The organism is Amycolatopsis sp. NPDC031561, from assembly GCF_055580625.1.
Genome location: NZ_JBVILA010000029.1, coordinates 70,330 through 89,881 on the forward strand (window position 1 = coordinate 70,330; position 19,552 = coordinate 89,881).

At 69.2% G+C, this 19,552-nt stretch carries 18 protein-coding genes; 1 reads left to right on the top strand and 17 read right to left on the bottom strand.

The window, feature by feature from the left end:
• Nucleotides 1–157: 157 nt before the first annotated feature.
• The 6 genes from ACZ5IK_RS38465 to ACZ5IK_RS38490 all read right to left on the bottom strand — a co-directional run bounded on the left by ACZ5IK_RS38465 (nt 158) and on the right by ACZ5IK_RS38490 (nt 3,803).
• On the bottom strand, nt 158–703 hold the full coding sequence (locus tag ACZ5IK_RS38465; RefSeq protein WP_465492172.1) for a carboxymuconolactone decarboxylase family protein: 546 nt from the start codon (nt 701–703) through the stop codon (nt 158–160).
• On the bottom strand, nt 675–1,151 hold the full coding sequence (locus ACZ5IK_RS38470; protein WP_465492173.1) for a DUF6187 family protein: 477 nt from the start codon (nt 1,149–1,151) through the stop codon (nt 675–677). The genes ACZ5IK_RS38465 and ACZ5IK_RS38470 overlap by 29 nt, the downstream gene beginning before the upstream one ends.
• On the bottom strand, nt 1,144–2,463 hold the full coding sequence (locus ACZ5IK_RS38475) for an FAD-dependent oxidoreductase (protein ID WP_465492174.1): 1,320 nt from the start codon (nt 2,461–2,463) through the stop codon (nt 1,144–1,146). Before ACZ5IK_RS38475 ends, ACZ5IK_RS38470 begins: the two co-directional genes overlap by 8 nt.
• An 8-nt stretch (nt 2,464–2,471) precedes the next feature.
• Nucleotides 2,472–2,957, bottom strand: coding sequence for a DUF6423 family protein (locus ACZ5IK_RS38480; protein WP_465492200.1), 486 nt, complete (start codon nt 2,955–2,957; stop codon nt 2,472–2,474).
• Between the two features lie 274 nt (nt 2,958–3,231).
• Entirely contained in the window at nt 3,232–3,540 is a 309-nt protein-coding gene (locus ACZ5IK_RS38485; RefSeq protein ID WP_465492175.1) for a DUF6235 family protein, read from the bottom strand.
• A 113-nt stretch (nt 3,541–3,653) separates the two neighbouring features.
• Nucleotides 3,654–3,803 (bottom strand): hypothetical protein, encoded by a 150-nt coding sequence (locus ACZ5IK_RS38490; protein ID WP_168214240.1) that lies wholly within the window; start codon nt 3,801–3,803, stop codon nt 3,654–3,656.
• Nucleotides 3,804–4,094: 291 nt separating this feature from the next.
• Here ACZ5IK_RS38490 and ACZ5IK_RS38495 point away from each other — a divergent pair, with 291 nt between their 5' ends.
• Complete coding sequence (locus ACZ5IK_RS38495; protein ID WP_465492176.1) at nt 4,095–4,289, top strand: hypothetical protein; 195 nt, start codon at nt 4,095–4,097, stop codon at nt 4,287–4,289.
• Between the two features lie 405 nt (nt 4,290–4,694).
• Here the strand turns inward: ACZ5IK_RS38495 and ACZ5IK_RS38500 are convergent, their stop codons facing one another.
• The 11 genes from ACZ5IK_RS38500 to ACZ5IK_RS38550 form a co-directional block, all read right to left on the bottom strand.
• On the bottom strand, nt 4,695–4,886 hold the full coding sequence (locus tag ACZ5IK_RS38500) for an acyl-CoA carboxylase subunit epsilon (RefSeq protein WP_465492177.1): 192 nt from the start codon (nt 4,884–4,886) through the stop codon (nt 4,695–4,697).
• Nucleotides 4,887–4,897: 11 nt separating this feature from the next.
• On the bottom strand, nt 4,898–6,439 hold the full coding sequence (locus ACZ5IK_RS38505; RefSeq protein ID WP_410665902.1) for an acyl-CoA carboxylase subunit beta: 1,542 nt from the start codon (nt 6,437–6,439) through the stop codon (nt 4,898–4,900).
• Nucleotides 6,440–6,597: 158 nt separating this feature from the next.
• Nucleotides 6,598–6,774, bottom strand: coding sequence for a DUF6222 family protein (locus ACZ5IK_RS38510; protein ID WP_465492178.1), 177 nt, complete (start codon nt 6,772–6,774; stop codon nt 6,598–6,600).
• 15 nt (nt 6,775–6,789) lie between these two features.
• Nucleotides 6,790–7,359, bottom strand: coding sequence for a flavin reductase family protein (locus ACZ5IK_RS38515; RefSeq protein ID WP_410665823.1), 570 nt, complete (start codon nt 7,357–7,359; stop codon nt 6,790–6,792).
• Nucleotides 7,360–7,381: 22 nt separating this feature from the next.
• Nucleotides 7,382–7,822, bottom strand: a complete 441-nt coding sequence (locus tag ACZ5IK_RS38520; RefSeq protein WP_101605876.1) for an acyl-CoA thioesterase — start codon at nt 7,820–7,822, stop codon at nt 7,382–7,384.
• A gap of 1 nt (nt 7,823) precedes the next feature.
• Nucleotides 7,824–13,661, bottom strand: coding sequence for a type I polyketide synthase (locus ACZ5IK_RS38525; RefSeq protein ID WP_465492179.1), 5,838 nt, complete (start codon nt 13,659–13,661; stop codon nt 7,824–7,826).
• A gap of 383 nt (nt 13,662–14,044) precedes the next feature.
• Nucleotides 14,045–14,998: a carboxymuconolactone decarboxylase family protein gene (locus tag ACZ5IK_RS38530; protein ID WP_465492180.1), complete on the bottom strand. Its 954-nt coding sequence runs from the start codon at nt 14,996–14,998 to the stop codon at nt 14,045–14,047.
• A gap of 2 nt (nt 14,999–15,000) precedes the next feature.
• Nucleotides 15,001–16,653, bottom strand: coding sequence for a GMC family oxidoreductase N-terminal domain-containing protein (locus tag ACZ5IK_RS38535; RefSeq protein ID WP_465492181.1), 1,653 nt, complete (start codon nt 16,651–16,653; stop codon nt 15,001–15,003).
• A complete protein-coding gene (locus ACZ5IK_RS38540; RefSeq protein ID WP_465492182.1) occupies nt 16,650–17,207 on the bottom strand; it encodes a DUF5987 family protein in 558 nt (185 codons plus the stop codon). Before ACZ5IK_RS38540 ends, ACZ5IK_RS38535 begins: the two co-directional genes overlap by 4 nt.
• A 5-nt stretch (nt 17,208–17,212) precedes the next feature.
• On the bottom strand, nt 17,213–18,565 hold the full coding sequence (locus ACZ5IK_RS38545) for a cytochrome P450 (RefSeq protein ID WP_465492183.1): 1,353 nt from the start codon (nt 18,563–18,565) through the stop codon (nt 17,213–17,215).
• On the bottom strand, nt 18,562–19,551 hold the full coding sequence (locus ACZ5IK_RS38550; RefSeq protein WP_465492184.1) for an enediyne biosynthesis protein: 990 nt from the start codon (nt 19,549–19,551) through the stop codon (nt 18,562–18,564). Before ACZ5IK_RS38550 ends, ACZ5IK_RS38545 begins: the two co-directional genes overlap by 4 nt.
• Nucleotide 19,552: the final 1 nt, after the last annotated feature.

Sequence of the window (19,552 nt, forward strand, 5' to 3'; positions counted from 1 at the left end):
GCACGGATGTGCTTTTCGCCTACGCCGGAAGGTTCTCCTCGACTGCTCCACTCCGGCGAGCGCGGCTACCGGATGGAGCAAGCGAGGTGGTTCCGGGCGCGGAGCGCGACAGTCCGGTCACCATCGGAGACAGTGTCCGGAGTGGACGGCCGTCGCGTCAGGACTCGAGCAGCCGCGCCAGACCGGCGTAGCCGCCCTCCTTGAGCCGCACGCCCGAGGTCTTCGCGTAACCGGCGTCCGCCCGGATCCCGAGTCCCTCGACCATCCGGTTCATGAAGTTGAACAGGGCGCACACGAGCACGGCGTCGTGCAGCGCCGCCTCGTCCCAGCCCGCCGCGAAGACGGCCGCGGCGTCCTCCTCGGTCACCCGGGACGGCGTCCGCGTCAGCTTGCCCACGTAGGCCAGCACGGGCTTCATCCGGTCGTCCACGGGTGAGGAGTCCAGATCGGCCAGCGCGGCCGCCAGAAGCCCCTCCGGCACGCCGAAAGCCTCCGCGGTGATGGTGTGGACGCCGTGGCAGTACTGGCAATCGTTGACGCCGGAGACGTAGGCCGCGATCAGTTCCCGCTCACCGGGGCCGAACGCCGACGGCGCCCGCATGACGAGTTCGTGGAAGTCCAGCAGCTTCGACGCCGGGGCGGGGAACTTCTGGAAGACCTGCAGCAAGGTGGCGTCAGTCGGCAAAGACCCGAGATAGGACATCGTGCGTGCCACTCCCCTTTTCCGGCGTCCGCCCGTGTTCGGCGAACTCGTCGATGTCTTCGCGGCGCAGCCAGCACGCCGCGAGGCAGGCCACCGACGCCGGTCCGAGCCCGGTCACAGTGGCGGTGACCCGCTTGGTGGTGTGTTCCCATTCTTTCCGCAGGGAACCGGCCGCCGTCATCTCCTGACCGGCTTCGATCAGCGGGCGGACCGCGCGCCAGCGGGCGATACCGGCTTCGATCAGCGCGTCGGTGTCCAGGTCGAGCGCGTCGTGCCGGGCCTGGTCCACGGCGAGGGCGACCAGCGCGGGCTCGTCGGCGATCCGCGCGAGCCCGACACCGGCGAGCAGCCGTCCGGCGTCGAGTCCCATCAGGATCACCCCCGCTTCGGTCGCCGGGGCGTCGTCGATCGAGGGCAGGGTGAACCGTGAGTCGTAGGGCTCAGACACGGGCGGCGTCCTTCACGGCTGTCCGCAGCGGGGCGTCCCGGCGCAGGTTCTCGGCGACGGCGGCCGCGACCCGCGCGGTGGCGACACGGTGGCCGTCGATGTTGCGGGCGGCCGGGCCCAGCGCCATCCCCGCGGCCGCGCCGACGGCGAAGACCCGGGGCGCGCCGGCGTAGGCGAAGGTGCGCTCGTCCAGTCGAGGCCAGCCGCCCTGGTCGAGCACGGCGTCGTCCGGCATCAGGCCGTCGCCGATCGAGGGTGTCGTGCCGAGCGCCAGGACGACGTGGTCCACGGAGACGCGCGAACCGTCTTCGAGGTGGAGGCCGACCCCCGGCGTCACCTTCGTGATCGCCTTGCCGCGATGCACGATCAGGCGCCCTTCGGCTTCGGCCGCCTCGAGCATCGGCCGGAACTCGAACATGATCGACGCGCGCCGGAACCGGCCCATCAGTTCGAGCCTGTCCGACCAGCTCACGCCGTCGAAGCGGGCACGGCCCTCGGGACGGAAGAACGACGAGTTGACGTCGGCGCATTGGTAGCGCTCGCCCGCTTCGCGGACCACCCAGTGCACCTCGCGGCCCTGGGCGAGCCCGTTGGAGATCAGATGGGCGGCGGTGAGGCCCGCGCCGACGACGGCGAGCCGTTTTCCACCGGCGGGAACGGGTTCGTCCCAGTAGCTCACGTCTCGCGGCGGATAGCCCCCGCCCCACCAGGCGTCCGGGGCGGACCGGCGTTCCTCGCCGAGGCACAGCACCGCGTGGCGCGCGGTGACGGAGAACCGGTCGGCGCGCACGGTGACCGCGTCCGACGTCGGCAGCACCTCACGGACCGAACCGCGCCAGGTCCGTTCGGTGACGTGATGGCTCGCGGCCAGATGACGGCAGTATGCCTCGAAGACGTCGACGGGGACGACAGAGCGGTGCCCCGCCTGCGCCATGCGGATCTCGCGGCGCTCCACCGGGGTCAGCACCGACCAGTGCAGCCGGGCGAAGTCCAGCAGTTCGCAGTCGCGGTACCCCTCGACGCCGGGGTGGTGTTCGTACGGCGAACGCAGCACGCGCTGGCCGAGGAGGTCGACGCGGTCGAAGAACCGCCCGCAGGGGCGGCCGTCGCGATCGACGATGACGAGGTCCCGGACACCGTGATGCCACAACGCGGAGGCGACCGCGAGCCCGGCGGGGCCGGCACCGACGATGACCACGTCGGCGCCGGACGGCGGTTCGGGGGCGGCGGCCGAGCGGGTGGCGGGCAGGACCGGCCACTCCCGCCCGCGCGGCGATTCGAGCAGCTGGGGTGCGGGAACGAAGGTGATCACCGGCGTGCTCAGCCGATCACGGTCACCGGGACGATCAGCTCGATCACGGGGCGCTGCCGCATCCCGTTGCTGATCAGCTCGTCCAACGTCTGCCGGGACTTCTCGGCGGTGTCGGTCGCGATCGGGCTGTACCGGGAGTACGAGTAGGTCGGCTTCCGCCCGCCCGCGTCCAGCGAGTACACCTTCAGCACGGCCTCGCCGGGCCGGACTTCACCGTCGTAGAAGGTGAGGCGGCGCAGGTCCGGCGTCATGAAGGACTTCGAGAACTGACGGGAGAGCACGAGGGTCTCGGCGTCGTCGACGAAGGTCGAATCCTCGTCGGTGACGACCTGCATCGCGACCCAGGTCTTGTCGGTCAGGTTGGTCTCGGACTTGATCACCTGCCAGCGGCCCGGCTCCGGCAGGTTGACACTGACCGAAACGTCGTGGTCGGTGGTGTCGATCGCACCGGAGATCATCAGCACCCGGCGCCGGACGTCGGCCACCCCGGCCATCTGAATGTCACGCGCGCGTACCCGCGTGGAAACGTCCAATCCCGGAAATTCGGGTGATGACATCTTTCCCGCCTCCAGACCTTGATAACCGCAATTCGCCCGCCAGAAATTCTTAATCCGCAAACACCCGAAGAATTTCATGCCCAAGTGGACGATGTCAAGATGAGGAAAGCATGATCCACTGGTGCGAAAGGCCGCCATCGCCGGTCTCGGCACTGGTCCGTTCGGCGGTATGAAGTCTGGACTTCGGACCCTCGCCCACGCGCTTGCCAGGTCAGGAGCTGTCGGAGTCCTCGGCCCAGGCCGCGGCGGGCGTACCCTGCTCCAGTGCGCCGATATAAACGATCTCGAACGAGGAATCGGTACGCCGGAGCCCTATTTTGATGACCAGGTCGTGTTTCACCAAAATAATGAACTGATGCGGATCCCGGCCATCTCCGAAAATGTCGTAGATGAGAAAAGCGGATCCGTCGGCTACCGCGAAGAGGGCTTCGTAGATAACATTGCGATCGGCCTGCGGTGCGTTCACCGCCCATTCCTCGAGCACCTGCAAACCCGACGTGAGCTGGAGGCGCATAGCCATCCGAAGGCCTCCTCGAGGTCTTGCCGGGTCGCGGACGATCTTCATTCTCCCGCGCGGGTTACCCGGTGGTCTTCTCTGTCCGTGCTGTCCACGCTGGTCGCGGCTCATGTTCTTCAGTTGTAACCGAGGATGATGTGCTCGGCCGCGAAATCGTTTTCGACGGCCCGTCTCTGCTCCGGAACGAACACCGTGTCCTCGTTCTCGACGCTCCCGCGCGGGTCGGAATCATCGGTCGCGACCCAAATTCGCACCTGTGCCGTCATGACGTTCCTCCTGGGCCGGGATGAAGAGCTCACTTGACAAACCCAGGATGGACCCCTTCGGTCGGAAGCCGATCGTGGTGCGCTCGAAGGTGACTGGAGCTCCCGATGAGCAAATAACGAGTCGCCGGTGAGGGGGTACCGGTAGTGCTCTTGTGGTACCCGGAAAACCAAGGAGCGCGCCATGACCGAACGCCTCGACCCGTACGAGATCTACGCCGACGACGAGCTGGACGTCGACCTGCTTGGCCTGTCGTGGTCCGAGCCGGCCGTCCCGGAGCAGTGGGACCGGCCATGAGCGCCGCGGATCGTCAGCGGACCTGCGCGGCCTGCGGGGGCCCGTTCGCGCCGGACGAGCGGACGGGACTGGAGACCGTGATCGACGGCGAGGTCCTCTACGTCGCCGTGCACACGCGCCACAGCACCTATCCCCCGCGGCGGGACACCGAGGTGCACCGGTCCACGGACGCTACGGCCGCTGCCGCGTGAACGCTCACAAGCCGACGGGGAATCGCGTCGGTACAGGTGGTCGTGAGTGGCGATGAGGGCTAAGGCAAAGGCGGCGTGTTCGTGAGCGGGGCCGGTTGACGGGATGGAGGCGTCCTTCGCCGCGTCCGACGCCGAGCGGCCGTGTCGCGAAAGCCACTTTCGGGACGTCTGATGTCCCGAAAGTGGCTTTCGGGACGCCCCGGGCAAAGGTGTCGTTGTGGCTGAACCCAAGGTGAGCGAGGGCGTGACTCGCGTGATCCGTCTCTGATGACTCTCGTCGGCAGTCCGGGTTCGCGCAACGGAAGGCTCCCTTCACCGCATCGGACTCGGCGAAAGGAGCCTTCACTCCAACACTGACCTGCCCACGAACACTCACGGGCCCAAGCCGACAGGGAACCGCGGGGTTCAGCGCAGGATCGACGTGCGCCAGGTCGACGGGGTCCGGGGCGACCAGGCCGACCGCGTAGGAGCGGCGGGTGGGGGCGCCGCCGACGCGAGCGCGGTGAAGACGGCGACGAGCGCCGCCAGTTCGGCGTCTTCCGGATCCCCCCGCAGGACCCGGAAGACCGGCGCACTGTCCTTTTCGGACGGTGACATGGTTCCCCCGTTCAGATCGGGTGGTTGCCGTGCTTGCGCTGGGGCGCCGCCTTCCGCTTGTCCTGCAGCATGGCCAGCGCCCTGGCGACGGCGGAGCGGGTGTCGGCCGGGTCGATGATGTCGTCGACGAGTCCCCGTTCGGCGGCGTACTGCGGGTTCATGAACTCCTCGGTGTACTCGGCGACCAGGTGGGCGCGCAACGCGTCCGGGTCGGGAGCGGCGGCGAGATCCTTGCGGAACAGCACGTTGACCGCGCCCTCGGCGCCCATCACGGCGATCTGGTTGGTCGGCCAAGCCAGCGACAGGTCGGTCCCGATGGACCGCGAGTCCATCACGATGTACGCGCCGCCGTAGGCCTTGCGCAGGATGACCTGGATCCGCGGCACGGTCGCCTCACAGTAGGCGTGCAGCAACTGCGCCCCGTGCCGGATGATCCCGGAGTGCTCCTGTTCGACCCCCGGCAGGAAGCCGGGAACGTCCACGAGCGTCACCAGCGGGATGCTGAACGCGTCGCAGAACCGCACGAACCGCGCCGCCTTCTGCGAGGCCGGGCCGTCGAGGACGCCGGCGAACACCACCGGCTGGTTGCCGACCAGGCCGACCACGCGCCCGTCGATCCGCGCGAGCGCGCACAGCACGTTCTGCGCCCACCGCTCGTGCAGCTCGAAGAACTCGCCGTCGTCGGTGAGTTCGGCGAACACGTCCCGCATGTCGTAGGGCTTGTTCGGCTCCACGGGGACGAGTTCGGCGAACCGGGGCCGCCGGTCCTTGCCCGCGTCCCGCGACGGCTCGCCGGGCGCGGGTTCCAGGTAGTTCGACGGCAGCAGCGACACCAGGTAGCGGACGTCGGCGAGACAGCTCTCCTCGTCGTCGTGCACCACCGTCGCCACCCCGGACGACGCGCCGTGCACGTCCGCGCCACCGAGTTCGTCGTGGCTGACGCGTTCCCCGGTCACGGTCTCGACGACGTCCGGCCCGGTCAGGTACATGCGGGCGGTATCGCGCACCATGAAGACGAAGTCCGCCAGCGCGGGCGAATACGCCGCCCCGCCGGCGCACGGTCCCAGCACCACACTGATCTGTGGGATTACGCCGGACGCTTCGACCTGGCGGCGGAAGATGCCGCCGTAGCCGTTGAGCGCCATGACGCCTTCCTGGATCCGCGCTCCGCCGCTGTCGTTGAGCCCGATCAGCGGTGAGCCGGTGGCGATCGCCAGATCCATCACCTTGTGGATCTTCGCCGCGTGCGCCTCGCCGAGCGAACCGCCGAAGACGGTGAAGTCCTGCGCGTAGACGAACACGCGCCTGCCGTCGATGGTGCCCGAACCCGCGATGACGCCGTCGGTGTACGGCCGGTTCTCCGCCAGCCCGAGCCCGCTCGCCTGATGCCGCCGGTACAGCTCGACCTCGGTGAAGGAATCGGGATCCAGCAACAGATCCAGCCGCTCGCGCGCGGTGTGCTTGCCGAGCGAGTGCTGCCGCCGGACGCCGTCGAGCCGTCCGTCGACGATGTGCTCGCGCAGTTCGTCGCGCTGGGTGCGCAGCAACGGCATCGTCGGTTCCGGGGGGTGCACCGGTTCGGCGCCGCGGGCGAGCGGGATCACCTGCCCGTCTTTCCCCCTCGGGATCCGCGGGCGCCGCAGCCGGTCTTCCGGCAGCGGCACCACCTCGGAGTCCTCCGTGCGCTGAGCGCCCGGATCACCTTGCAGGGTCACGCCGCCTCCTTCATGCGGGCTTCGCGCTCGAGCTCGTCGAGTTCGATCTCGCGCGCGATGTCGCGCCAGCACACCCCCCGTCCGAGCCGAGGCATCGTGGTCACCACCGGCGGACGGGGCGCCGGTGCGGGCGTCCCGTCCGGCCGGACGGTGGCGGATTCGTTGATGGTCATGACGATTCCTTTCTCTCAGGCGGATGCACGGACCCTGCCGTCGATCTGGTGGTAGCCGCCGCCGTAGAAGACCAGCGAGTCCTGGCCGGTGCCGCGGCTCGAGGCGACCACCTTGCCGAGGAAGATCGAGTGGTCACCGCCTTCGTAGACCTCGGCGAGCTCGCATTCCAGCCACGCCAGCGCGCCGTTGAGCAGCGGGGCGCCGGTCTGCGGACCCGCCGTCCAGTCCACCGAGTCGAATTGCGCGAGCCCGGCGGGCCGTCGCCAATCCGCGAAGTACTTCGCCAGGTCCTTCTGGTCCGACGCCAGCACCGTGACCGCGTACGAGCCCGCGGTCACGATCGCCTCGTGCATCCGGGCCGCGCGGGAAACGCAGCACAGCACCATCGGCGGTTCGAGGGACACCGAGGTGACCGCGTTGGCGGTCATCCCGTGGGCCCGTTCGCCGCCGGCGGTCAGCACGGTGACCCCGGTGGCGAACTGGCCCATCACCTCCCGCAGTCCGGCCTGCGCGGACAACCGGCGTCGTGTCGCGGGCGTCGGCAGGCGTTTCAGCACCGGCCGCGCGGGTTCCTGAGATCCCACCGCAGGGTCCACAGCGCCCACGTCACTCCCCCTTGCCGTTGACCGTGTACGGGGCCAGCGCCTCACGCAGCTGCTCCGGGACCCGGCTGGGCACCGTCGCCGTGTTGGGCCCGCGCATGCACGCGATCCGCTGGCGTCCCCGCGCGACCAGCCGTTCCCCCTCGTCGGTGAGGTGGACGTAGTCGAAGGTGAACTGGATCTGGGTCTGGGTCAGCTCTTCCAGCCGCAGCCGGATGGACAGCTCGTCGAACGCGGTGATCTCCGCGTAGAACTCGCAATCCACCTTGAGCGTGAACAGCTTGAGGTCGTGGCGGACCTCTTCGAGTACCGCGGGGGCCTTGTCCTTCAGGAACATCTCGCGGCACCGGCCCTGCCAGCGCACGTAGTTCACGTAGTAGACGTTGCCCACCAGATTGGTCTCTTCGAACCCGACCGTATGGAGGATCTCGTAGTAGTCGGCCATGTCAGTTTTCCTCTCCCTGGAGCACCGCGAAGACGACGGGATCGGTCCGGTCGTTGACGGTCGTCACCCAGGTGGCGATGCGGGCACTGCCGTGGGAAAGCACCGCCCAGCCGTCCGGGTCGACCCGGTGCACGGTGAGCGCCTGTGTCATGTCCCCGGTCTTGCGCACGCATTCCAGCGCGCTCCAGACCCGGGTGTGCGCGACCGAAAGCGGCTCGCGGGCGTCCGCGGCGAGCAGTTCGCCCACCGCGAGCAGATCCTCGCCGAGCAGACCGGCCCAGTCCTCGGGCGTCCGTTCGATCGCCGTCTCGACGTCGCACGCGATCTGGCCGGAGCCCGCGATCGCCAGGGTGAGGTCGGCGCTGTGCGACGCGCTCACCTCGACCCCGTCGGCCTCCGGTTTCCCGTCCGGGCGGTAGCGGATCTCGAGCGGGGCGTCGACGGCGCGGCCGGCGGCCAAGGCCGTCTGCGCCCGCCGTTCGGGCGTGGTCTCCACGGAAACGCCCACCGGATCCGGTTCGACGACGATCGCGCGGGACGAGCCGAGCAGCCGTTCGACGGAACGCTCCAAATAGGACCCGAGCATCGACGGGACCCAAGGCCCTTCACCGTCACGCTTGCGCACCGCGCGCAGCTTCAGCCCTTCCCACCGCTCGACGAGCGTCCCGTCCGGGTTGCGGACGTCGAGGTCGTAGACGTAGCTGTCGCCGTCCTGCGAACGCTCGCGGGCGTCGAGGAGCACGTACTCCGGGTCCTGCTCGCCGGGCTCGGCCAGGTACAGCCGCTCGATCCCTTGCGGCAGCAGGGTCGCGTCCGGAACACAGCACTGGATGGCGTGCATCATCGCGTCGCGGGTGCCCGGGTCGGCCAGGAGCTGTTCCTGCGGGAGGAACGGCGCGAACCAGTCGACCTCGGCGCCGGTCGCGATCTCCGCGACCGCGTGCCGCGCGCTGGCCCGCCGGTATCCGGTGACGCGCTGGAATCGCTTGCCCTGGAAGAGAACCGTGCCGTACAGCTCGGTCGTCGGGTCGACCGGGACCGGCGGCAGCGCGACGTCGCGGAGCACCGTCTCGCCGAGCGGATCCGGCCGGGAGAACCGCAGCCTGGCGCGGAAGTGGTCGGCGCTGAACCCGGTCTCCCCGCTGCGCAGCACCACGTCCACCGTTTCGGCGTCCCTGGCCAGCGCGGCGAGCCGGATCGTGGTCGACCCGCCCGGCGAGACGATGATCGGCCGCAGGAACTCGACGTCGGAGAACACCGGTGCCGGCAGGCTTTCCACGGCCAGCGCGGCCTTGGCGACCTGGGTCATCGCCTCCATGCCGATCACCGCCGGGAACAGCAGCTGGCCGTCGAGCAGGTGGTCGGCCAGATACGGGTCGCTGCCCGCCGAGAGGTCGGCCTCGGTGATCAGCTCGACCCCCGGATAGTGCACGACGGCGCGGTCGACGAAGCGGGTCAGCGGCAGTTCGCGCTTCTCCACCGGCAGGGTGGCCAGCCCCGCGGTACGGCCGCAGACGACCAGTACCGACGGGGCGGCCGGATCGCCGACGACCTGGCGGAGGATCTCGATGCCCTCCTCGGTCGGGATCGGGGTGATGCCGTCGCGCATCAAAGCGCTGACCACACCGAGCTTTTCGCCCATCCCGGTCCCGGACCAGACCGACCATTCGAGTGCGATCGCCCGCGCTCGGGGGTGCTCGCGGCCGAACCGCACGGTCAGTTCGGTCATCCAGTCGTTGGCCGTGGCGTAGTGCGCCTCACCGCGCAGGCCCGCCCGTCCGATGATGCTGCCGAAGGTGACCAGCAGCTTGATCTTGTCCTGGTCGACCGCGTCGAGGACGGCGTTGAGGCCGCCGATCTTCGGCGCCAGCGTCTTGCGGAAGGTCTCCTCGGTCAAGGAGAACAGCGCGGCGGGCTCGTTGCGGCCCGCGCCGTGCAGGACCGCGGTGACCGGGCCGAACTCGGCCTGGATCCGGCCGATGGCGTCCGCCACCTGCTGGGCCGCGGTGACGTCGGCGCGCTCGTAGCGGTAGTCGATACCCGCCGCCGCCATCCGCCCGAGGTTCTCCGAAAGCTCGGCGTCGTCGGCCGGATCGCTCCGGCCCAGCAGCGCCAGTTTCGCACCGGAATCCTTGGCCAGCGCCAAAGCGCTCTCCGCGGTGATGCCCTTGCCGCCACCGGTGACGAGCAGGACGTCTTCGGTGCCCAGCGGGGTCCCTTCGGCCTCGGACGGCTTGAGGGCACCCAGTTTCGGCACCGTGCGGACGCCGGCCGAGTCGTAGCGGACTTCACTGAAGTCGTTGGTCGCCGCGACTTCGGTGACCACGGTGGACACCGCGATGCCGAGGGCCTCGGGGTCGACCGGGTTGACGTCGGCGAGATCGACGATCGTGGTCCGCGCGGACGGGTCCTCCAGGCGAAGCGTCTTCGCCAGGCCCGAAGCGCCGAGTCCGTGCTGCACCACGACGAACCGCGTGCCGTTGGGCGCGGCCAGCACCGCGCGGCCCGCGTCCAGGAACAACCCGACGTCATCCGCGTCGCTGTCCTCGTTCAAGCAGAGGAGGACACCGTCGCCGACACCCGCGGTGGACAGCGCCGCGCGCAGCGGCTCCGCCAGCGGATGGCCGTCCGGGGCGAACGCCGTCCACTCCGCCCGGGAGAGACCGGCGGTGGAGATACCCGGGGTGAAGTCGGGCGACGGCTTCGGCGCGACGACGTACTCGACCGCGAACGGCCGGACCCACGGGCCGACCCCGGCGACCTCGGCCTGATTGCTGTCTGCGGGTTTGGCGGTCTGCGCCAGTTCGTCGATCATCTCGGCGAGTTCGCCGAGACAGACGGTGGCGAAGTTCGGCATTCCCTCGAGCGCCGGGCGGCCCAGCGCGCGGGTCACGTCGTTGACGAGCTGGCCGACGGTGATCGACGAAAGGTGCAGGTCGTCGAGCGGATGCGTGTCGGCGGTGACCGCTTCGAGCGGCAGTTCGACGCGTTCGGAAGCGAGCTTGCGCAACAGGTCGAGCGTGCTGCTGCCGCCGCTTTCGGAGGCCTCCCCCGCCGGTGCCGCTTCTTCCGGTGCGGCGACGCGGTCGCGAGTCAGTACCGCGCCGATGGACGGCGCCGCCTCGCACGGGCTGGCCAGGAAGTTGAAGACACCGTCGGCGGGCAGTGACCGGACGACGCGACCGGCGAAGAGCGCGGAGGTCTCCAACGGGGCGCCGAAAGCGAACGCGGCACCGGCGACCTTGAGCACCGCGGCCAGCGTCGGGCTGTCGGTGTCGAGCGGGAGTACCGGGGTGCCGGGCGCGATCTGGCGGAACAGGCCGGTGAGCACCCGGCCGGGACCGACCTCGATCACCAGGTCGCTGCGCTCGGCGACCTTCGCGGCCGCCTCACGGAAGCGGACCGGCAGGACCACCTGGTCGCGCAGGAGATCGCGCAGGTCTTCGGCGGCGTGCAGGACGTCACCGGTCACCGTGGAGACGACCGGCCGGTCGAGCCTGGTGAAGTCGAACGCGGCGAGTTCCTCGGTCATCGCCTCGGCGGCCGGGACGACCGCGGGTGAGTGGAACGCGTGCGAGACGTTGATGCGAGCGGCGGTGACACCCTCGGTGCGAGCGCGGGCGACCACCCGGTCGATCGCCTCCGCCGGTCCGGAAAGGACGGTCTGCTCGGGCGCGTTGTAGCCCGCGATGACGACCTCTTCGCCCTCCGCGAGCCGCTCGGCGACCCCCGGCGTGGCGGAGATCGCCGCCATGGCGCCGTTTCCGTCGCTCGCGGTGGCCATCACCCTGCCGCGGATCTTCGCCAGCGCGAGGACTTCGCGTTCGGTGAGCGCGCCGCCCCAGTGCAGCGAGGTGAGCTCTCCGAGGCTGTGGCCCGCGACGGTCTGTGCCTCGATGCCGAGGCTCTTCAGGACCCGGAGCCCGGCGAGAGAACCGGTGACGATGCGGGGCTGGGCGACGTCGGTGGCGACCTGGTCGGCGCCGGTGGACAGGCCCGCGGCGCGGTAGATGTCGTCGGCGTGGGCGAAGCGTTTGCGCACCGCGCCGACCGTGCCCTGCCCGGAACCCTGACCGGGGAACAGGAATCCGATCTTCGGCCCCTTGGAGCGCGAGCTCGCGAAGATGCCCTCACTAGAGGAAAAGACTTCCGGCTCACCCTCGCCGAGGAGGTCGAGGAGTTTCGAGAGCTTGCGCTCGGCGTCCTCCGGGTTGGTCGCGACGATCGCGGCTCGCACGGGCTTTCCGGACAGTTCCGCGGAAAGCGTGCCGGCGAGGTCCGCCAGCTCGGCGAGTGAAAGCTTGGGCACGACCTCCAGCAGCCCGGTCACCCGACCGCGCAGCGAGGCCGCGTCGTCGGCGTCGAGCAGCAGCAGTTCGCTGTCCTGCCGTCCGGCGACCAGCGACCGGGTCTTCTCGTCGAGTTCCTTGCGGCGCGCGGCGCCGGGGGCCTCGGTGACGGTGACGTGCGAGTTGATCCCGCCGAAGCCCATCGCGGAGACACCCGCGCGGACCGGGTGGTCCGAGGGCCACAACCCGGCCTCGGCCGGGACGTACATCCGCGCGGAGTCGCCGACGAGCGACTCGTGCGGCTCGAAGTGGCCGGTGGCGGGCGGGATGACCTGGTGGTAGACCGCCAGGGTGGCCTTGATCAGCCCGGCGACCCCGGCCGCGGCCTTGGTGTGGCCGATGTTGCCCTTGATCGTGCTCAGCGCGGCACGGTCGGCGAGCGGGTCGGCGTCGCGGCGGGCGGTGGAGAGCGCCTCGATCTCGGTGGCGTCGCCCAAAGCGGTGCCGGTGCCGTGGCCCTCGAAGTAGGAGACGGTCTCGACGCCGTAGCCGGCCTTGTCGTAGGCCCGCTTCAACGCCAGGCGGTGACCCGACGCCTCGGGGCGGGTGATGCCGCCCTTGCCGTCGGAGGAGACACCCCAGCCGCCGATCGAGGCGTAGATCCGCTTGCCCTGCGCGATCGCGTCGTCCTCGCGCATCAGGACGAGCATGCCGGAGCCCTCACCGGGCCAGAAACCGTTGGAGTCGGCGTCGTAGACCTTCATCTCGCGTTTGGCGAGCGCGCCGGTCTTGGCGAAACCGATCACCTCGAACGGGTCGATCGACAAGTCGACTCCACCCGCGATGGCGACGTCGAGGTCGCCTTCCGAGAGCGCGTTCGCCGCGGTGACCACGGAAAGCAGCGAGGACGAGCAGGCGCCGTCCACGGTGAACCCGCCGCCGCCGAAGTCGAAGAAGTTGCAGACGCGGCCGGCGATCGTGTTCGCCAGCCCGCCCGCGAGCGAATCCTCGTCGATCTCGGGGAACGGCGCCTTGTACTGCGCCTCGAGGTCGTGGAGGAACTCGGCGGTGTCACCCTCGGCCCAGCCACGCTCGGCGAGCGCCGCCGCGATCGTGCGGCGCACGTACGGCCAGCGCAGCCGCATGATGTTGGCACGCGAGAACTCACCGGTGAGACTGTTGCCGATGACCACGCCGGTCGCGGGCCTCGGCAGCCCGTCACCCTCGGGGAAACCCGCGTCCGCCAAGGCCTGCGCGGCGACGTCGAGGGCGAGCCAGTGCGTGGTGTCGGTCGAACGGAACGTGCTGCCCGCGACCTTGTACTTGATCCGGTCGAACTCGTAGTCGCGGAGGACCGCGGCCTTCTGGGCGTAGAAACGGTCCGAAGCCTCAGGGTCCGGCGAGTAGTAGTCCTCGCGGTTCATCCGCTCGTCGGGCAGTCTCCGGAACGCCCGGCGGCCGGCGAGGACGTTCTCCCACAGTTCATCCGGGGACCCGGCGTCCGGGTATCGAAGACCGATACCGACAATCGAAATCCGCTCAACGCTCATGCCACCGCACTCCCCTAGCTCTCAAACACTCAAGTCACGGAATCCGGTCTCGGCGCCCGCTCTGTCCCCAGAAACGCGGGTGCCGCCCGCATCTGCAGTCCCGTCAAGCATGACCCTGAGCGGGGCCGGCAGTCTTCTCTCATGTTGTTGAAGCCGGGCCAACGAATTCGGCGGCCGCCACGGGAATCTGCTCCCGTGACGGCCGCCGTGACAGTCCGGACCGTTCGTGCGCCTGGAAGCCGGCTCGCGGGCGACGCAGGTGCTCCCGGCTCGCTTCCTTCGGTGCTCGATCCGTCCACTCAGGATCGCGCGCGGTGGTGCACGCGGTCTTCTCCTGAACCCACGCAATCAGTCGACTACTTGCGGCCGCTGAACTCGGGCAACTAGTCGGCTACTTGCGCGGAGACGGCGACGCATCGTTGCGCGGCGACGAAAGCCGACCACCCCACGAGCTCGACCAGCTCTCGATCGGCCAGGCCCGCGGCGGCGACCAAAGCGTCGTCCACCTGATAGGCCGCCTTCGCGACCACCAGAGCCAGCCGAGCGACCGGATCCTCGATGGAATCGACCCAAGACCGGCTCAGCCCCGGTGCCGATCCGTCCCAAGTGGACAGCTCCCGGAGGACGACATCCCGCACGGCAGGAGAGATCGTCAACGACGCGAAAGCCGACGAGGCACGCGAGAACGCATCCTCTACGACCGGATTTCCCGCAGCCCAAGCGAAATCCTGCGACCCGGCGGGCAGGAAGTCCAACGAGAGTCCCGGAGAAGCGCCCGAGACCGGCTTCAGAAACCGCCCCAGCACGGACTTGGCCCTCGAACGCGCGGAATCCGGCACGGACGGAGGCAGCGGCGAAAGCCCGAGGAACACGCTCACCACCCGGTTCAGGTAGTGGAACGAGAACGCGACCGCGGTCAGCTCGGCCCGGGCCGCGGCGGAGGAAGCCGAAGCCCGCGGATCCGCCACCGCCCGTCCCGCGGCGATGGACTCGGTCACCGAAGAGTGCCCGAGCGAGTCCAGCGCCATCCCGTGGACCTCGACGCAATAGGGGCACGAATTCCCCTGCGACACCAGGGTCGCGACGATCTCCCGGTCCGCCCGGCTCGTCGCCCCGTCCGCAACCAGTGATTCCCTCAGCATCGACCAGACGGCCGCGAGCACGGGAGGGGACGGCGAATGCAGCGCGACCGGCGGCGCCAGCATGCCGAAGTCTCGTTCCACCTGGTGGTAGACGTCGCGCACGAGCCCGGTCGCCCGGCCGGCCGGAACCGGCCGGACGTGCCGGACCTCGCGCAGGGATCGCCGCAAGGCGAGTTGCACCACTTTCGGTGTCATGATCAGCTCCCGGCGACCAGCGACAGCTTGCTGACCGCTCGCCGTCCGGTGATGGAACCGTCCGGGGCCGGGGCACCGTAGGTGACGTCGACGCCGCGAGCCTGCAGCGCCCGCACGATGCCCGGCACGGACCGTTCGGCCAGCGCCGCGATCGTCATCGCCGGGTTCACCGTCAGCGCGCCCGGCACGGAAGCGCTGTCGGTCACGAAGATCCCGGGGTGATTGCGGAGTTCGTGGTTCGGATGCAGCGCCGAGGTCTCCGGGTCGTCACCGATCCGGCAGGACGCCAGCGGGTGCACGGTGTACGCGCCGACGACGTCGTTGGTCCACGGCGACACCTTCGCCAGGCCGTCCTTCTCGAGGATCTCCTTGCACTCCGCGTCGGCCAGTGCCCAGCCGTGCAGGGTGTTCGGCGTCGGGTCGTACTTCAGCGGGCCGCGGCCGAGCATCTGCTGTGAGATGCGGTAGGCGTTGCCGGTGGGCGGCGGCGCGCCGAAGACGCCCTCGTTGTCGTCCTCGGTCATCAGGAAGATGGTCAGCCAGGAGGCCCACTGCTTGAGGATCTCCTTCTTCTGCGTACCGAACCAGCGGGGCTCGTCGCCGTCCGGCACCTGCGCGAGGATCGTGCCGAGCCCGGGCGGGAAGTACAGCTGCTCCAGCGAGTACCGCTCGTACTCCGGCAGCGAACCGTCGAGCTTGTCCCAGTTCGCCACGGTCGGGCCCTTGCCGATGTGGTTGGCCTCGTAGACCTTCCCGTCCTCACGGGACAGTCCGAGCACCTCGCGGACCCGCTCCTCGTTGATGATCGCGGTGTTGAGCCGCTCACCGTTACCCGAGAAGTACCGGCCGACCGCGTGCGGCATGGTGCCCAGCGCCGACTCGGAACGCTGCAGGATCACCGGGGTCGCCCCGGCGCCCGCCGCGATGATGACGACCTTCGCGTCGATCGTCCCGCTGCCGGTCTGCGCCCGGTAGTCCGTGTCGTCGACGATGTTGAAGTGCACGCGGTAGTCGCCGTCGTCGATCCGCTCGATCCGCTGGACCTCGTGCAGCGGCCGGATCTTCGCGCCGTGCGCGAGCGCGGCGGGCAGGTAGTTGGTCAGCAGCGAGCGTTTCGCGTCGAACCGGCAGCCCGCCATCATGAAGTTGCAGTTCACACAGCGGTCGTTGTCCACCGCGACCGGCGCCGGGTTGGCGGTCCGCCCCGAGTGGTCGCAGAACGCGGCCCACAGGCCACCGGCGTACGAGACGTCGTTCCAGTCCTGTTTGGACACCGGAAGCGAATCCGAAACCCGATCGTACCAAGGTTCCAGCGAGTCCCTCGTCAGCGCCGACGGCCACATGCGCCTGCCGATGCTGCCGTGCCGCTCGAAGACGAACTTCGGCGCCCGCGGCATCGCGGCGAAGTACACCACGCTGCCACCGCCGACGCAGTTCCCGCCCAGCACGCTCATCCCGTCGCCGACGACGAAGTCGAACGCGCGGGTGTAGGACGAACCGAGCAGGTAGTCGTGCTCGAAGTCCTTCGTCTCCAGCCACGGACCACGTTCCAGCACGGTGACCTTGGCCCCGCCCGCGGCCAAGTGGTAGGCGGGGATGGAGCCACCGAACCCGCTGCCGACGATGACGACGTCGGTCTTGTCGTACGCGTTCATGCGGGGCTCCCGGAGGGCGTGGTGTCGGGGTGGAGTTGCGCGAGTTCACGGCGGTAGGAGAACTTCGGAAACCGCCACAGACCGTCCTCGTCGGGGGCGGTGTACCCCATCGCCAGCAGGCCGGGGTGGCCTTCGGCGATGGCTTCGGCGGTGTGCTTGTGCGCCGCGCTGTCGAAGGACATGTTGCAGAACAGCGCGAGGCTGACCCAACCGTCCTTCTCCGGATGGCCCGGCGCGGTCAGCGACCGCACCAGCGCCGTCCTGTCCACGAAGGACAGTGCGACGAACGACGGCAGCGTCTCGTCCAGGGTGAGGTCGTGTTCCTTGGCGTAGACCTTCGCGTGATCGTTGAGGGCCTGCGCCAGGTAGGGCAGTCCGACGGTCACCCCGGTCGCCTCGGTGTGCAGCAGTTCGAGCGCGCCCGCGACGACCGCGCCCGCCCCCACCGAAGCGCCGGCGATCGCGTGGTCATCGGGGAACCGCTTCTCCCCCGGCACGATCGTGTCCGCGTAGGCCTCCAAAGTGGACACCTTGACCTGTTCGTCCGAATCCACGGAACCTACCTCCTGTTCCTGGTGTGCACGGTCATCGGCAGGCCGCCGCGCACCCGCAACGACAGCATCGCCTCGGGAACGACTTCGTAACCCGGCAGCTTCTTGAGCTCGAGGTCCCGCAAGACCATCGTCAGTACGAAAACGGCCTCCATCACGCCGAGGCTGTTGCCGATGCAGAACCGCGGCCCGGCGCCGAACGGGATGTAGGCGTACCGGGGCCGCCCGCTCGGCCGGTCAGGATCGAAGCGGTCCGGATCGAACTTCTCCGGATCCGGCCAGAAGTCCGGGTGGCGGTGCAGCGTGTAGGGCACGACGACGACGTCGGAGCCGGCGGGGATGTGATAGCCGCCGATCTCGTCGTCGGCCTGCGCCACCCGCGGCAGCAGCCACACCGGCGGGTACAGCCGCATGACCTCCTCGACCACCCGTGCCGTGTAGGGCAACCGGTGCAGGTCGTCATGCGTCGGCAACTGGTCGCCGAGCACCTCGTCCGCCTCGGCGCGCAGTTTCGCCGCGACCTCGGGATGTTCGTCGAGCAGGTGGAACGCCCAGCCCAGCGTGCTCGCCGTCGTCTCGTGCCCGGCCAGCAGCAGGGTGATCAGCTCGTCGCGCATCTGCTCGCGGGTCCCGTCGGTGGCGATGAGCCGCGAGAGCACGTCCTCGCCGCCCTCGATCGGGTTCGCCAGCCGCTGCTCGACGAGTTCCTCGGCGATCCGGCGGAGATCGTTCCGCGATTCCTTGAACCGCAGTTGCTTCTTCAGCGGGGCCCACTGCGGGACCATGCTCAGCGTCACCGCTTCGAACATCGCCTGGTCCTGCACGGCTTCGAACGAATGCCCCAGCGAGGTGAACCCGCCCAGGTCCGCGTCGAGCAGCGTCTTGCCGAGCACCCCGAGCGTCAGCCCGGTCATCTCGTGCAGGATCTCCACCGGTCCCTTGGTGTCCCGCAGGTGTTTCACGAGGCCTTCGACCTCGTTCGCGACGACCGAGGCCTGCCGCGCGATCCGCTTGGGCTGGAACACCGGCTGGATGGTCCGGCGCTGCTTCTTCCAGACCTCGCCGTCGCTGGTGAGCAGCCCGTCGCCGAGCGCCCGCCGGGCCTCCTGGAGGCCGATTCCCTTGTGGTAGTTGGCCGCGTTGTCCGCGAGCACGTGTTTCGCCAGCTCGGGGTGGTTCACCAGGTACATCGTCTTCGGACCGATCGCGATCCGGACGACGTCCCCGTGTGCCTCCGCTGAGTCCGACATGAGCGCCAGCCGGTCGGTGAAAAGCTTCTTCAGCAGACCGAAGGTCGCTCGGCGCGGCGGCCCGGGGGGCGCGAGACGCGCCCCCCGGGTGGTTTCCGCACCGGTGGTCATGCCGCCACGGCCCCGGTTTCTTCCGTCTCCGGCTTCTCGGCCGGCTTGGGCAGGCTCGTGACCTCGGCCGACTTCGCCTGATCGGCCTCCCACTTCTCGGTGGCCTTCTTGGAGAAGTGCAGGCCCCACAGGAACATGCCGCGGATCAGGCAGACCAGGGCGGTGGCCAGGAAGAGGCCGTACGCCACGTGGACCACCATGAAGAACCCGTAGGCGATCGCCACCCCCGAACCGAACAGGATCTGCGACGCGGGCTTCGACGGGGTCGTGCCCGGGTCGGTGACCATGTAGTTCGTGTAGAGCACGAACGCCACCCCGGTCATCATCCCGAGCGCGCCGGGGATCGCGGTGTCGAACACCAGACCACGGATGATCGCCTGCAGCGCGAACGTGATCAGCCAGGCGCCGATCAGCCACATCCGCTGGGTCAGCATCGCGTTGAGCACGGTGCCGGAGATCATGATGATGCCGACGATCAGCCAGCCGACCCACGAGTCGACCTGCTCGGTGAAGTGATACGGCGGCGCGATGCTCGCCCAGGGGAACACCAGCAGGATGATCGTGATGCCGAAGTTCGACGGGTTCATGTAGTGGCGGAGACGTCCGCGCACCGGGGCCTGAAGGACCCACTTGGCGCCGACGGCGACCACGACGCCGAACATCATGACCAGCACCTGGTCGTTGACGTAGGTCAGCATGTTGAGCGCGAGACCGGTGATGTGCGCCGGAAGCAGGAACTCCGCCAGTCCCTTGAAACCGTTGCCGCGGAAGCGAACGGGACGGCCCTGCGCCCGGGCGCCGATGATCTCCAGCAGGATTTCCGTGGTGTACGCCGTCGCCAGCGCGATGAACGGATAGGTGTACGGCTGCTCGAAACCGAGCACGGTGTAGCCGATGATGTTGAAGATGGTGATCGAGATCGCGAACCGGCGAAGGGCCGTGATCGTCTTGTTGCTCTTCGGTGCGGTGAGTGTCTGCTCAGCCATG

What these genes read in the sequence shown, in the direction of transcription:
- ACZ5IK_RS38500 (WP_465492177.1), bottom strand. Translation starts at nt 4,886, where the DNA reads ATGTCACCGTCCGAAAAGGACAGTGCGCCGGTCTTCCGGGTCCTGCGG.
- ACZ5IK_RS38520 (WP_101605876.1), bottom strand. Translation starts at nt 7,822, where the DNA reads ATGGCCGACTACTACGAGATCCTCCATACGGTCGGGTTCGAAGAGACC.
- ACZ5IK_RS38465 (WP_465492172.1), bottom strand. Translation starts at nt 703, where the DNA reads ATGTCCTATCTCGGGTCTTTGCCGACTGACGCCACCTTGCTGCAGGTC.
- ACZ5IK_RS38535 (WP_465492181.1), bottom strand. Translation starts at nt 16,653, where the DNA reads ATGAACGCGTACGACAAGACCGACGTCGTCATCGTCGGCAGCGGGTTC.
- ACZ5IK_RS38480 (WP_465492200.1), bottom strand. Translation starts at nt 2,957, where the DNA reads ATGGCCGGGGTGGCCGACGTCCGGCGCCGGGTGCTGATGATCTCCGGT.
- ACZ5IK_RS38505 (WP_410665902.1), bottom strand. Translation starts at nt 6,439, where the DNA reads ATGCCGTTGCTGCGCACCCAGCGCGACGAACTGCGCGAGCACATCGTC.
- ACZ5IK_RS38550 (WP_465492184.1), bottom strand. Translation starts at nt 19,551, where the DNA reads ATGGCTGAGCAGACACTCACCGCACCGAAGAGCAACAAGACGATCACG.
- ACZ5IK_RS38485 (WP_465492175.1), bottom strand. Translation starts at nt 3,540, where the DNA reads ATGGCTATGCGCCTCCAGCTCACGTCGGGTTTGCAGGTGCTCGAGGAA.
- ACZ5IK_RS38545 (WP_465492183.1), bottom strand. Translation starts at nt 18,565, where the DNA reads ATGACCACCGGTGCGGAAACCACCCGGGGGGCGCGTCTCGCGCCCCCC.
- ACZ5IK_RS38530 (WP_465492180.1), bottom strand. Translation starts at nt 14,998, where the DNA reads ATGACACCGAAAGTGGTGCAACTCGCCTTGCGGCGATCCCTGCGCGAG.
- ACZ5IK_RS38490 (WP_168214240.1), bottom strand. Translation starts at nt 3,803, where the DNA reads ATGACGGCACAGGTGCGAATTTGGGTCGCGACCGATGATTCCGACCCG.
- ACZ5IK_RS38525 (WP_465492179.1), bottom strand. Translation starts at nt 13,661, where the DNA reads ATGAGCGTTGAGCGGATTTCGATTGTCGGTATCGGTCTTCGATACCCG.
- ACZ5IK_RS38510 (WP_465492178.1), bottom strand. Translation starts at nt 6,774, where the DNA reads ATGACCATCAACGAATCCGCCACCGTCCGGCCGGACGGGACGCCCGCA.
- ACZ5IK_RS38495 (WP_465492176.1), top strand. Translation starts at nt 4,095, where the DNA reads ATGAGCGCCGCGGATCGTCAGCGGACCTGCGCGGCCTGCGGGGGCCCG.